This is a genomic window from Sphingomonas sp. 35-24ZXX (genome assembly GCF_000786215.1).
Taxonomy (GTDB): Bacteria; Pseudomonadota; Alphaproteobacteria; order Sphingomonadales; family Sphingomonadaceae; genus Blastomonas.
In genome coordinates this window covers 20,574-33,037 of sequence record NZ_JROG01000001.1, presented here as the reverse complement: position 1 = coordinate 33,037, position 12,464 = coordinate 20,574, and the positions used below count along the sequence as shown (strand labels likewise).

Genomic DNA, 12,464 nt, shown 5'->3' with positions numbered 1-12,464 from the left:
CCTGCTGCGAGCCCGCGCCGGATACAAATTGCATGGGGCCTGATTTTCCCCGCATTCTCCCCCTTCCCCGATCGCGCACAGCCGCGTAAAGCGCGGGGCCATGAGCGAGACCCAGACAGCGCCCGTGGCGACCATCACCCCCGAAATCGTGGCCGAACATGGCCTGAAGCCGGACGAATATCAGCGCATCCTGGCCGCTCTCGGTCGCGAGCCCAATCTGGTCGAACTCGGCATCTTCTCGGTGATGTGGTCCGAGCATTGCAGCTACAAGAGCTCGCGCGTGCACCTGAAGACCCTGCCCACGACCGGACCTCAGGTGATCTGCGGTCCTGGCGAGAATGCAGGCGTGGTCGATATCGGGCCGGGCCCGGACGGCAAGCCGCTCGCCGCCATCTTCAAGATGGAGAGCCACAACCACCCAAGCTACATCGAGCCCTATCAGGGCGCGGCGACCGGAGTCGGCGGCATCCTGCGCGATGTGTTCACCATGGGCGCTCGCCCGGTGGCGCTGATGAACGCGCTGCGCTTCGGGCGGCCCGATCACCCCAAGATGAAGCACCTGGTGCAGGGCGTGGTCGCCGGCATCGGCGGATACGGCAATTGCGTCGGCGTGCCGACGGTGGGCGGCGAGACCAATTTCGACCCTGCCTATGACGGCAACATCCTGGTCAACGCGATGGCCGTGGGCATCGCCGAGCAGGACAAGATCTTCTATTCCGCAGCTTCGGGCGCGGGCAATTCGATCGTCTATGTCGGCTCCAAGACCGGCCGCGATGGCATCCACGGTGCGACCATGGCCTCGGCCGAATTCGGCGAGGACAGCGAGGAAAAGCGCCCCACCGTCCAGGTCGGCGATCCGTTCACCGAAAAGCTGCTGATCGAGGCATGCCTCGAGCTGATGGCCTCCGATGCGATCGTCGCGATCCAGGACATGGGCGCTGCGGGCCTCACCTCTTCCAGCGTCGAGATGGCGAGCAAGGGCGGCGTCGGCATCGAGCTTATCCTCGACAATGTGCCCCAGCGCGAAACCAACATGACCGCGTACGAGATGATGCTCTCGGAATCGCAGGAACGCATGCTGATGGTGCTCAAGCCCGGCCGCGAGGATTTCGCCGAAGCCATCTTCCGCAAATGGGAACTGGATTTTGCGGTCATCGGCCATGTCACCGAGACCGGCCATATGGTGCTCAAGCACAAGGGCGAGACGGTGTGCGACATTCCGCTCGGCCCGCTCGCCGACGACGCACCTGCCTATAACCGGCCTTATGTCACCACCGCACCGCCCGAGCCGCTGGGCACCGTGCCCGACAGCGTCGATCTGGCCGCCGACCTGACCGCGCTGATGGCCTCGCCCGCGCTCGCCAGCCGCAGCTGGATCTGGCAGCAGTACGACCATATGGTGATGGCCGACACCGTGCAGATTCCGGGCGGCGATGCGGGCGTCGTGCGCATCCATGGCACCAACCGCGGGCTTGCGATCACCACCGATTGCACCCCGCGCTATTGCTTTGCCGATCCGTTCGAAGGCGGCAAGCAGGCGATCGCCGAATGCTATCGCAATCTCGTGAGCACCGGCGCGCGGCCGCTCGCCACCACCGATTGCATGAACTTCGGCAACCCCGAACGGCCCGAGATCATGGGCCAGTTCGTCGGCTGCATCGAGGGCATGGGCAAGGCCTGCCAGGCCCTCGACATGCCGATCGTCAGCGGCAATGTCAGCCTGTACAACGAGACCACCGGCCCCGACGGTATCGCCCGCGCCATCCTGCCGACCCCCGCCATCGGCGCGATCGGCCTGATCGAGGATCTGGGCAAGATGGCCACGCTGGCGTTCAAGGCGGCAGATGAAGCGATCGTGCTGATCGGCGGTCAGGACGATCATGAACTTGGCCAGTCGCTGTGGCTCGACGTACTGCACGGCCGCCGCGAAGGCGCGCCGCCGCAGGTCGACCTGAAGGCCGAACGCGCCGCCGGCGTCGTGATCGCCGGGCTGATCGCCAGCGGCGCCGTCAGCGCGGTGCACGATTGCTCGGATGGCGGCCTGGCCGTGGCCGTCGCCGAAATGGCGCTCGCGTCCGGCATCGGCGCAGCCCTCTCGGCCGAGGGCGATGCAGGCTTCTGGTTCGGCGAAGGCCAAGGCCGTTATGTGGTGACGGCAGCCGATGCCGATGCGGTGCTGGCGGCGGCGAAAGCGGCTGGCGTAAGCGCGCAGATGATCGGATCGACCGGCGGCAGCGCGGTGGCCTTCGGCAGCAGCAGCGCGGTCGAAGTCGCCGATCTGCGGGACCACCACCTCGCATTCTTCCGCGACTGGATGGAGGCCTGAACCCTCCGTCCGGGCGCCGGGCTTTTCGCAGGAAGGGCAAGGCATGACGACGGGCTATTCGGCTACGCCTCTGGCCCGCAAGCTGGGGCTGAAACCAGGCATGCGGGTGTGGTTCGATGCCATGCCGCAGAGCGTCCAGGCCGAAATTGGCGCCGAGGTCGAAGATCTTGCGCCGGTAACCTCGCCTGATCAGGGTTTTGCCGCAGCCCATGTGTTCACCACCGAGCGCGCGGTGCTGGAGCGCGAACTGCCTCGGCTGATGGCGGTGATGGACCGGGATGGCTTCATCTGGGTGAGCTGGCCGAAAAAAGCCGCGAAGATGGATACCGACATCACCGAGGACGTTATCCGCGCGGTGGCTCTGCCCATGGGGCTGGTCGATGTGAAGGTGTGCGCGGTCGATACCACATGGTCCGGGCTCAAGCTCGTGATCCGCAAGGAGCTCTGGTGATTTTCAATTTTCGCATCTTCGTGCTGATGGCGCTGCTGGCCTGCAGCCTTGCCCCCCAGCCCGCGCTGGCCTGGGGTGACTTTGGCCATCGCACCATCGCCGCAATTGCCGAGGCGAACCTTTCACCACGCGCCAAGGCGCGCATGAATGCGCTGTTTCGGGCCGAAAAACTGCTCGCGACGCCTGATTGCCCGCTGCGCAATATCGGTGATGCCAGCGTCTGGGCCGACTGCGTCCGCCGCGACGAACTGCGCTGGGGCTACACCGCGCCGTGGCATTATGTGAACATGGACATCTGCAAGCCTTTCGACCTCAAGGCCAATTGCCCCAATGGCAATTGCGTCGGCGCGCAGGTGACTCGCAACGAGGCGCTGCTGGCCGATGCCAAGCTGCCTGCGCATGTCCGGCTGGAGGCGCTCGCGTGGCTAGTGCACATGATGGGCGACATGCACCAGCCGATGCACGGCGGCGATCGTGGCGACCTGGGCGGCAACCGGGTGAGCGCGGCTTATGGCATCGTCGAAGGGCGGATGAACCTGCACCGGCTTTGGGATGGCCCCATCGCCGAACGCGCGATCACGCAAGGCGCACCGATGGTCCGCCGCTACAGCGTCGCCGAGCGCGAACCCCATCTCGGCGGATCGGTCGAGGACTGGGCGCTCGAATCGTGGAGCATCGCACGCGATACCGTCTACCCGACCGCGCAGCATGGCCCGGCCTGCGGCCCCGCCCTGACACGCGACCAGCGGGCGCGGCACGACGAGGCAGACATCGAGGCGCTGATCCCGGTGGTCCGCACCCAGGTGCTGCGGGCGGGGCTGCGGCTGACCGCGGCGCTGGAACGCGCGCTCGGCTAACCCTGCTCAGACATGCCACAATGCCCTAGCGGAAACCCTGAGTCAGCTAGCATTGCAATCGTTTGCATAACGCTGCATAGCTATACATGAGCAACAGCGGTGGACATGCGCGCGGGCCGACCTTAACAGGTGGACCGCCTGCAAAACCGCGGATAATCAGGATAGGAAAACCGATGGCGAATGCGCAATCCCGGACGCTGCTTCTGTTTGGCGCAACAGGTGACCTGTCCAAGCGGATGCTGCTTCCCTCGCTCTATGCGCTGCACAGCGACGGCCTGATCGCGCCCGATCTCAGGATCATGGGCACCGCGCGCAGCGAGCTCGACGATGCCGGTTTCCGCGCGCTTGTCGGTGAAGCGCTGGCGCAGTTCCTGCCCGACGAACGCCAGGACGAAGCCAAGATCGCAAGCTTTCTGGAACGGGTGAGCTACCAGCCGCTCGACGCCTCGAAGCTCGATGGCTTTGCCGCACTCGCCGACCGGCTGGGGGACATATCGGGCGGCATGTCGATCTTCCTTTCGACCGCGCCGTTCCTGTTCACGCCGACCATCCAGGGCCTAAAATCGGCAGGCCTTGCAGGCGAGATGGTGCGCATCGGCCTGGAAAAGCCGCTGGGCCACGACCTAGCCTCGTCCTGTGCGATCAATGACGCGGTGGCGCACGCCTTCCCCGAAAGCCGCACCTTCCGCATCGACCATTATCTCGGCAAGGAAACCGTGCAGAACCTGATGGCGCTGCGTTTTGCCAACATGATGTTTGAGCCCCTGTGGAACGCCAACGGCATCGAGCATATCCAGATCACGGTGTCCGAAACGGTCGGGCTCGAAGGCCGCCACGGCTTTTACGACGATACCGGCGCGCTGCGCGACATGGTGCAGAACCACATGCTGCAGCTGCTCGCGCTGATCGCGATGGAGCCCCCGGCAGAATTCGACGCGACCTCGATCCGCGATGAGAAGGTCAAGGTTCTGCGCTCGTTGCGCCCGGTCTCCCCAGGCGAGGTCGTGCGCGGCCAGTATGGCGCGGGCGCGGTGTCCGGCTCTGCCGTGCATTCCTATTCGGATGATCTGGGCAAGGCCTCCGACACCGAAACCTTCGTGGCGATCAAGGCGCATGTCGACAACTGGCGCTGGCAGGGCGTGCCCTTCTACCTGCGCACCGGCAAGCGCCTGGCCGAACGGCGCAGCGAGATCGTGATCCAGTTCAAGCCTGTGCCGCACAACATCTTTGCCCAGCGCGGCGGCAGATTGTCTGCCAACCGGCTGGTCATCCGGCTGCAGCCGGAGGAATATGTCCGCCTGCTGGTGATGGCGAAGGAGCCGGGGCTCGATCGCGGCGGTCTTTCGCTGCGCGAGGTCCCGCTCGACCTGTCGCTCACCGCCGCCTTTTCGATGGCGCAGCGGCGTATCGCCTATGAACGGCTGCTGCTCGACCTCGTCGATGGCGAGCCGACCCTGTTCGTTCGCCGCGACGAGGTCGAGGCGCAGTGGCGCTGGATCGATGCGATCCGCAGGACCTGGGCCGAAAACAATATCGCACCGAAAAGCTATGGATCGGGCAGCTGGGGGCCAAGCGCCGCCATTGCCCTGACCGAACGTGATGGGGTTAGCTGGAATGACTGAGATCGAATGGTGGGATTATGACGATGCCGCCGAAATGGCAGGTGCGCTGGCTGGCGACATCGGCTTCATTATCGAGAACGCGATCGACGCGCGCGGCAATGCGGTGATCGCGCTGGCCGGCGGCAGCACGCCGCAGGCCGCCTATGCCAAGCTCGCCGAGGCGAAGATCAACTGGAAGAAGGTCACGATCATCCCCACCGATGACCGCATCGTGCCGATGGGCGATGCGCTGTCGAACGTGACGATGCTGGCCAAGACCTTCCTGCCCAAGGGCGCGCGCGTCATCCCGATCATCAGCGAGGCGGCGAGCGACTACAAGGCGTGCGGCAACGCTGCCAATGCCCGGCTGGCCGATTTCCACTGGCCGCTCGACCTGTGCCTGCTGGGCATGGGAACCGATGGGCACACCGCCTCGATCTTCCCCGGACCCGATCTGGAAGAGGCGCTCGCCGGGCCGGCCGATCGTCGTGCCCTGGGCATGATGCCCGATCCGCTGCCCAAGGACGCGCCTGTGGCTCGGGTCACCCTGTCGCTGCCGGCGATTGCGTCCGCTCGTGCGTTGATGATCGCCATCACCGGCAAGGACAAGAAGAAGGTGCTGGAGACTGCGATCAAGCAGGGCGATGCATCGGCCTATCCGATCGGCAAGGTGCTGAGCGCGGTCGAACTGCCCGTCGACATCCACTGGGCGAAATGACCCGGCCGGTCATCCGAACCGAAAAGAGACAATCATGACGACGCTTCACCCCGAACTCGAACGGATCACCCAGCGGATCATCGAACGCTCGCGCCCCGGGCGGCAGGCGTATCTCGATTTCATCGCCCGCGAACGCGACAAGGGCGTGCATCGCCCCACCCTGTCGTGCGGCAATCTGGCGCATGGTTTTGCCGCATCGGGCGAAGACAAGGCTGCGATCCGGGCGGGCAAGGCGATGAACATCGGCATCGTCACCGCGTATAACGACATGCTGTCGGCGCATCAGCCCTATGGCCGCTACCCCGAGCAGATCAAGATCTTCGCGCGCGAAGTCGGCGCGACCGCGCAGGTCGCAGGCGGCGTGCCCGCGATGTGCGATGGCGTGACCCAGGGTCAGCTCGGCATGGAACTGTCGCTGTTCAGCCGTGACACCATCGCCATGGGCACCGCGGTGGCGATGAGCCACGGCATGTTCGAGGGCGCATTGATGCTGGGCATCTGCGACAAGATCGTCCCCGGACTGTTCATCGCGGCTGCGCGCTTTGGCCACGTGCCGACGATCTTCGTGCCCGCCGGGCCGATGCCGTCGGGCCTCGCCAACAAGGAAAAGCAGCGCATCCGCCAGCTTTATGCCGAAGGAAAGGTGGGCCGCGAAGAGCTGCTCGAGGCGGAGGCTGCCAGCTACCATGGCGCGGGCACCTGCACCTTCTACGGCACCGCCAATTCGAACCAGATGATGATGGAGATGATGGGGCTGCACGTACCGGCTTCCGCCTTCATCAACCCCGGCACCAAACTGCGCCAGGAACTGACCCGCGCCGCCACGCACCGTGTCGCGCAGATCGGCTGGGATGGCGAGGATTACCGCCCGTTCGGCCATTGCGTCGATGAAAAGGCAATCGTCAATGCGTGCATCGGCCTGCTCGCCACCGGCGGATCGACCAATCATGCGATCCATTTGCCCGCGATGGCACGTGCGGCGGGCATCCATATCGATTGGCAGGACCTGAGCGAACTGTCCGCGATCATCCCGCTGCTGGCCCGCGTCTATCCCAATGGATCGGGCGACGTGAACCATTTCCATGCGGCCGGCGGCATCGGCTTCATCATCCGCGATCTGGCCGCCAACGGCCTGCTGCACACCGACATCCTCACCGTCTCGGGCCAGTCTCTGCTCGATTATGCAGTCGATCCCATGCTCGATGATGCAGGGGCGCTGGCGTTCGTGCCCTCGCCCGAGGTTACGCGCGACGAGGCCATGCTGCGCCCGGTCAGTGCCGCCTTCCAGCCCGATGGGGGCATGCGGCTGGTCGAGGGCAATCTGGGCCGTGGCGTCGTCAAGACCAGCGCGGTCGACCCGGCCCGCTGGACCATCGAGGCGCCCGCGCGGGTGTTCGATGATCAGGATGCGGTCATCACCGCGTTCAAGGCAGGCGAACTCGACCATGATGTCGTGGTCGTGGTGCGCTTCCAGGGTCCTCGTGCCAACGGCATGCCCGAGCTGCACAAGCTGACCCCGTCGCTGGGCGTGCTGCAGGATCGCGGGTTCAAGGTCGCGCTGGTCACCGATGGCCGCATGTCGGGCGCGTCGGGCAAGGTGCCAGCCGCGATCCATCTGTGGCCCGAGGCCTGCGATGGCGGGCCGCTGGCACGGATCCGGGACGGCGATGTCGTGCGGCTCGACGCAGTCGCTGGCACGATCAGCGTTCTGATCGACAACAGCGACTGGGAAACGCGCCCCTCCGCCTCGCAGCCCGCGCAGCCGATGGGCACCGGGCGCGAGATGTTCGCCCTGATGCGCGCTGCGAGCGACAATGCCGAAGCGGGCGCGAGCGCGATGCTTGCAGTGGCGGGGCTGTAAACCACATGCAGATCGTCACTGCCGATATCGGCGGCACCCATGCGCGGTTTGCGCTGGCGACCATCGAGGATGGCCGCGTCACCCAGTTGGGCGAACCGGTCACGCTGAAATGCGCCGAATATGCCAGCCTCCAGACCGCCTGGGAGGCGTTTGGCGATAGCATCGGGCAGCCCCTGCCCCGCGCCGCGGCGATTGCGCTGGCGACGCCCATCCGCGGCGAAGTGCTCAAGATGACCAACAACCCCTGGGTCATCCGCCCGGCGATGGTGCGCGAGAAGCTGGGCGTGGACGAGTTCACGCTGATCAATGATTTCGGCGCGGTCGCCCACGCGGTGCAGCATTGCGATGCCGCCAGCTTCTCGCATCTGTGCGGCCCGGCGGGCGATCTGCCCGGCACCGGCGTCATCACTGTGATCGGTCCTGGCACGGGCCTGGGCGTCGCCTATGTCGTCCGCAGCGCCGATGGCTACCGCGCGGTCGAAACCGAAGGCGGCCATGTCGATTACTCGCCGCTCGATTCGATCGAGGATGCCATCCTCGCGCGCCTGCGCCGGCAGCATCGCCGCGTGTCGGTGGAGCGAGTGTGCTCAGGGCCTGGCCTTGCCGAGATTTACGAGACATTGGCCAGCATCGAGGGCCGCGCGGTGGTGAACCGGGAAGACAAGGAATTGTGGCAGCTGGCACTGTCGGGTGACGACAGCCTGGCAACCGCCGCGTTCGACCGCTTCTGCCTGAGCCTTGGCGCTGCTGCAGGCGATTTTGCGCTGGCGCAGGGCGCAGCCGCAGTGGTAATCGCCGGCGGCCTTGGTCAGCGGATCGCCGACCGTCTGCCGCAGTCCGGGTTCGAGGAGCGCTTTGTCGCCAAGGGCCGGTTCCAGCGGTTGATGGAGACGACTCCGGTCAAGCTGATCGACCATCCCCAGCCCGGCCTGCTCGGGGCCGCCGCCGCCTTTGCCCAGGAGAATGCCGCATGACCGCTAGCCCCGCCGCCATCGAGACGATCATGCTGACTGCACCGGTGATCCCGGTGATCGTCATCAACGATGTCGCCGATGCCGTGCCGATGGCCCAGGCGCTGGTCGCAGGCGGCCTCAAGGTGCTGGAAGTCACGCTGCGGACACCCGCTGCGCTCGAGGCGATCACGCTGATGAAGCAGGTTGAAGGCGCGATCGTCGGTGCCGGTACCGTCATCGACACCAAGACGCTCGATGCGGCGCTGAAGGCCGGATCGGAATTCATCGTCTCGCCGGGCCTCACCGAGAGCCTGGGGCGCGCAGCGGTCGAAAGCGGCATCCCCTTCCTGCCCGGCACCGCCAATGCGGGCGACATCATGCGCGGCCTCGACCTGGGCCTCACCCATTTCAAGTTCTTCCCGGCGATGGCGGCTGGCGGCATTCCGGCGCTCAAGGCGCTGAGCGCACCCTTCGGCCAGTGCAAGTTCTGCCCCACCGGCGGCGTGACGCTGGAGACGGCGGGCAACTGGCTCGCCATCGATCCGGTGCTGTGCGTCGGTGGCAGCTGGATGATCCCGGCAGGCGCGGTCGATCCGGCCGCCATCCAGCGCAATGCCGCAGCGGCGTTCGCGCTGACTTAGAGCACTTTCCGACCATTCTGGACCACCGTGATTGCCGCAGGAAGCTCCTCGGCAAGGAGCATTGCGCCGGGCGGGCTGGTGGCCCGTCCAACCAAGGCGACGCTGTCCGTGGGGCATCCTTCGGCAACCCTAACGGGGCGGGCCCCTTGTGGCCGATTGCGGCGTCTCTCGTTGGTCACTATGCGCCTGCATGGCTCCCTCCTCGATCCTTGCACTCGGCCAAAATCGGCTCCGTCCCGGTGACCCAGAATGGTCGGCAAGTGCTCTAAACCAGCAGTTCCGCTGCCTTGCCATGGCCGAGGAAATCGGACGGGCTGGCGGTGGCACCATAGGCACCGGCGCAGAATACGGCGACGAGATCGCCCACTTGAGCTGCGGGCAACAGCGCCTTGTCGGCCAACCGGTCGAGCGGGGTGCACAGGCAACCGACGACATTGGCCTCTTCGGCAGGCTCTGTATCGAAGCGGCTGGCGATCGCGACCGGATAGTTGCGCCGCACCACGGTGCCGAAATTGCCGCTGGCGGCCAGCTGGTGATGCAGACCGCCATCGGTGACGAGATACAGCTCGCCATGGCTGGTCTTCCTGTCGACGATGCGGGTCAGGTACACCCCCGCCTCGCCCACCAGCCAGCGGCCGAGCTCCATTGCGAAATGGGTGTCCGCCAGCGTCGCGGGCAGCGCGGCAAAGCGTTCGCTCAACGCCGCGCCAACCTTGGCGATGTCTACCGGCGTGTCTCCCGGGAAATAGGGAATGCCCATGCCGCCACCGAGGTTGAGATGCTCGAGCGGCGCGCCTGCCTCTTCCGCCAGCGTGGCTGCGAGATCGAGCGTCTTGCCCTGGGTTTCGATGATCGCATCGGCATCGAGCGCCTGGGACCCTGCAAAGATATGGAAGCCACGCCAGTGCGCGCCTTCGCCCAGAATGTGCTTCACCAAGGCGGGCACGCGGTCCTGATCGATACCGAACGGCTTGGCCCCGCCGCCCATGCGCATGCCCGATCCGCGCAGGTCGAAATCCGGATTGACCCGAACCGCCAGGCGCGGCTGCACGCCGATTCGCTGGCCGATGGCGAGCGCGCGGTCTGCTTCGCCCTCGGATTCGAGGTTGAGCGTGACACCGGCGGCAATCGCCGCCTCAAGGTCACGGTCGCGCTTGCCGGGCCCGGCAAAGCTGATTTTCGAAGGGTCTGCCCCCGCCGCCTGTGCCAGCACCAGCTCGCCCGCTGACGCGATATCGATGCCATCGACCAGTGAGGCCATTAGCTGCAAGACAGGCGCGAACGGATTGGCCTTCATCGCATAATGAATCGACAGCCGCTGCGGCATTGCCGCGCGCAGCGACGCGACGCGCGCGCGCAGCAGGTCCGACGAATAGACGAAGCACGGGCTGTCGCCGGCGCGTTCAACCAAGTCGCTCGCCTTGATGCCCTGCACCGCCAGCTCGCCATCGATGGCTGCAAAGCCCGGTGGAATGGGTCCCAAAGGCTTCATGCGAAACGTTCCTCGATCCGGGCGACCAGCAAAGCGCGGTCAATCTTGCCATTGGGGTTCTTGGGGAAGCTGTCGAACAGCTCGATGGTCTTGGGCAGCATGAACGCGGGCAATTCCCGTTTCAGCGCAATCATCAGGTCGTCGATCAGCTGGTCGGGCTGCGGTACCAGCGCGGGGCGCACCAGCAGCAGGATCGCCTGGCCCAGCTGCGGATCGGGCACGCCCAGCGCCACCGCCTCGGCGGCAAGCCCGGTCGATGTCGCCGCATCCTCGATCTCCGCCGGGCTGATCCGGTTGCCCGAGGACTTGATCATCGCATCGCGCCGCCCGACGAAATAGAGCAGCCCTTGTTCGTCGCGCCGCACTCGGTCGCCCGACCACACGGCCATGCCGCCATGCACCGAAAAGCCGGGCGCGGGCTTGAAGCGTTCGGCGGTGCGCACCGCATCTTGCCAATAGCCCTGCGCCACCAGCGGCCCTGCATGCACGAGCTCGCCCTCTTCGCCCGGAGCCGCATCGTCGCCCGCATCGTTGACCACCAGGATCTCGGCAAAGGGGATCGCCGTGCCGATCGAGGTCGGGTTGCCGTCGATCAACGCGGGGTCGAGAAAGGTCGAGCGGAACGCTTCGGTGAGGCCGTACATCGCAAAGATGCGCGTCTCGGGGAATATGCCCCGCAGCTGCTTGACCAATGCCGGGCTCAGCGCGCCGCCGCTGTTGGTCAGCCGCCGCATCGTCGCCGTCACCTCAGCGGGCCATGCGATCTCGACCAGCTGCGTCCACAAGGGCGGGACCGCAGCGAGCGTGGTGATGCTGTGGCGCGCACACGATTTGATGACATCGCGCGGCATCAGATAATCGAGCGGTGCTGCCGCCCCGCCCGCCGCCCAGGTGGAGAGCAGCTGGTTCTGGCCATAATCGAAGCTCAGCGGCAGCACGCACAAGGTGCGGTCGTCAGCCTCCAGCCCCAGATAGTTCGCGACGCTGATCGCGCCGAGCCACATGTTGGCATGGCTGAGCATCACCCCCTTGGGCTTGCCGGTGGAGCCCGAGGTATAGAGGATTGCCGCCAGGTCGTGCGGATCGTGTGCGGAAGCGGCCATGCCGGTTGCGCCTGCCTTCCAGGCGGCCTTGGCAACATCGTCCTCAATCACCGTGCATGCATCAGCCACATCATCCGCGATCAGCGTGGCGATGCGGGTCGGATTGGATATCAGCAGCTTCGCGCCGCTATCGGCCAGGATATGGGCGACCTGCGCGCGCTTGAGCACCGGATTGATCGGCACATGCACCAGCCCTGCCCTTGCGGCAGCGAGCGGCATCAGGCAGGTGGTCTCGTTCTTGGGAAGCCATGTCGCCACCCGGTCGCCATGCGTCAGCCCTTGCGTGGTTAACCAATGGGCAAGCAAACCGATACGCAAGTTTAACGTGTCGTAGCTAAGGGTCTCTTCGCGCAGCAGCAATGCGCTGGCAGAGCCTTCGCCTCGAAGCGCCAGATGATCGAGCGGTTGCGGAGTGGGATCGAGAGAAATCACGAACGGCCTGGCTTATTGGGAAGACGCGG

Annotated in this window: 10 protein-coding genes; 8 read left to right on the top strand and 2 right to left on the bottom strand. The window is 65.8% G+C overall.

Annotation, left to right across the window (positions count from 1 at the left end; all coding sequences use genetic code 11):
- The first annotated feature begins 100 nt into the window (after nucleotides 1–100).
- From purL to eda, 8 genes are all read left to right on the top strand, one after another.
- Nucleotides 101–2,326, top strand: a complete 2,226-nt coding sequence (purL, locus tag LI72_RS00160) for a phosphoribosylformylglycinamidine synthase subunit PurL (RefSeq protein ID WP_033923899.1) — start codon at nucleotides 101–103, stop codon at nucleotides 2,324–2,326.
- A 43-nt stretch (nucleotides 2,327–2,369) separates the two neighbouring features.
- Complete coding sequence (locus LI72_RS00155; RefSeq protein WP_033923898.1) at nucleotides 2,370–2,777, top strand: DUF3052 family protein; 408 nt, start codon at nucleotides 2,370–2,372, stop codon at nucleotides 2,775–2,777.
- On the top strand, nucleotides 2,774–3,634 hold the full coding sequence (locus tag LI72_RS00150; RefSeq protein WP_231562309.1) for a S1/P1 nuclease: 861 nt from the start codon (nucleotides 2,774–2,776) through the stop codon (nucleotides 3,632–3,634). Before LI72_RS00155 ends, LI72_RS00150 begins: the two co-directional genes overlap by 4 nt.
- Nucleotides 3,635–3,807: 173 nt before the next feature.
- Nucleotides 3,808–5,256, top strand: coding sequence for a glucose-6-phosphate dehydrogenase (gene zwf / locus LI72_RS00145; RefSeq protein WP_033923897.1), 1,449 nt, complete (start codon nucleotides 3,808–3,810; stop codon nucleotides 5,254–5,256).
- Entirely contained in the window at nucleotides 5,249–5,953 is a 705-nt protein-coding gene (pgl, locus tag LI72_RS00140) for a 6-phosphogluconolactonase (protein ID WP_033923896.1), read from the top strand. Before zwf ends, pgl begins: the two co-directional genes overlap by 8 nt.
- Before the next feature lie 34 nt (nucleotides 5,954–5,987).
- Nucleotides 5,988–7,814: a phosphogluconate dehydratase gene (gene edd / locus LI72_RS00135; RefSeq protein ID WP_033923895.1), complete on the top strand. Its 1,827-nt coding sequence runs from the start codon at nucleotides 5,988–5,990 to the stop codon at nucleotides 7,812–7,814.
- 5 nt (nucleotides 7,815–7,819) lie between these two features.
- Nucleotides 7,820–8,788: a glucokinase gene (gene glk, locus LI72_RS00130; RefSeq protein WP_033923894.1), complete on the top strand. Its 969-nt coding sequence runs from the start codon at nucleotides 7,820–7,822 to the stop codon at nucleotides 8,786–8,788.
- Nucleotides 8,785–9,408, top strand: coding sequence for a bifunctional 4-hydroxy-2-oxoglutarate aldolase/2-dehydro-3-deoxy-phosphogluconate aldolase (gene eda, locus LI72_RS00125; RefSeq protein WP_033923893.1), 624 nt, complete (start codon nucleotides 8,785–8,787; stop codon nucleotides 9,406–9,408). Before glk ends, eda begins: the two co-directional genes overlap by 4 nt.
- 265 nt (nucleotides 9,409–9,673) lie before the next feature.
- Here eda and LI72_RS00120 read toward each other — a convergent pair whose 3' ends face one another.
- Both LI72_RS00120 and LI72_RS00115 read right to left on the bottom strand, forming a co-directional pair.
- Nucleotides 9,674–10,900: a pyridoxal-dependent decarboxylase, exosortase A system-associated gene (locus LI72_RS00120; RefSeq protein WP_033923892.1), complete on the bottom strand. Its 1,227-nt coding sequence runs from the start codon at nucleotides 10,898–10,900 to the stop codon at nucleotides 9,674–9,676.
- Complete coding sequence (locus tag LI72_RS00115) at nucleotides 10,897–12,435, bottom strand: acyl-CoA ligase (AMP-forming), exosortase A system-associated (RefSeq protein WP_033923891.1); 1,539 nt, start codon at nucleotides 12,433–12,435, stop codon at nucleotides 10,897–10,899. The genes LI72_RS00120 and LI72_RS00115 overlap by 4 nt, the downstream gene beginning before the upstream one ends.
- Nucleotides 12,436–12,464: the final 29 nt, after the last annotated feature.

Excerpts from the sequence above, each read along its gene's own strand:
- zwf (WP_033923897.1), top strand. The coding sequence starts at position 3,808 with ATGGCGAATGCGCAATCCCGGACGCTGCTTCTGTTTGGCGCAACAGGT.
- LI72_RS00120 (WP_033923892.1), bottom strand. The coding sequence starts at position 10,900 with ATGAAGCCTTTGGGACCCATTCCACCGGGCTTTGCAGCCATCGATGGC.
- LI72_RS00155 (WP_033923898.1), top strand. The coding sequence starts at position 2,370 with ATGACGACGGGCTATTCGGCTACGCCTCTGGCCCGCAAGCTGGGGCTG.
- edd (WP_033923895.1), top strand. The coding sequence starts at position 5,988 with ATGACGACGCTTCACCCCGAACTCGAACGGATCACCCAGCGGATCATC.
- glk (WP_033923894.1), top strand. The coding sequence starts at position 7,820 with ATGCAGATCGTCACTGCCGATATCGGCGGCACCCATGCGCGGTTTGCG.
- eda (WP_033923893.1), top strand. The coding sequence starts at position 8,785 with ATGACCGCTAGCCCCGCCGCCATCGAGACGATCATGCTGACTGCACCG.
- purL (WP_033923899.1), top strand. The coding sequence starts at position 101 with ATGAGCGAGACCCAGACAGCGCCCGTGGCGACCATCACCCCCGAAATC.
- pgl (WP_033923896.1), top strand. The coding sequence starts at position 5,249 with ATGACTGAGATCGAATGGTGGGATTATGACGATGCCGCCGAAATGGCA.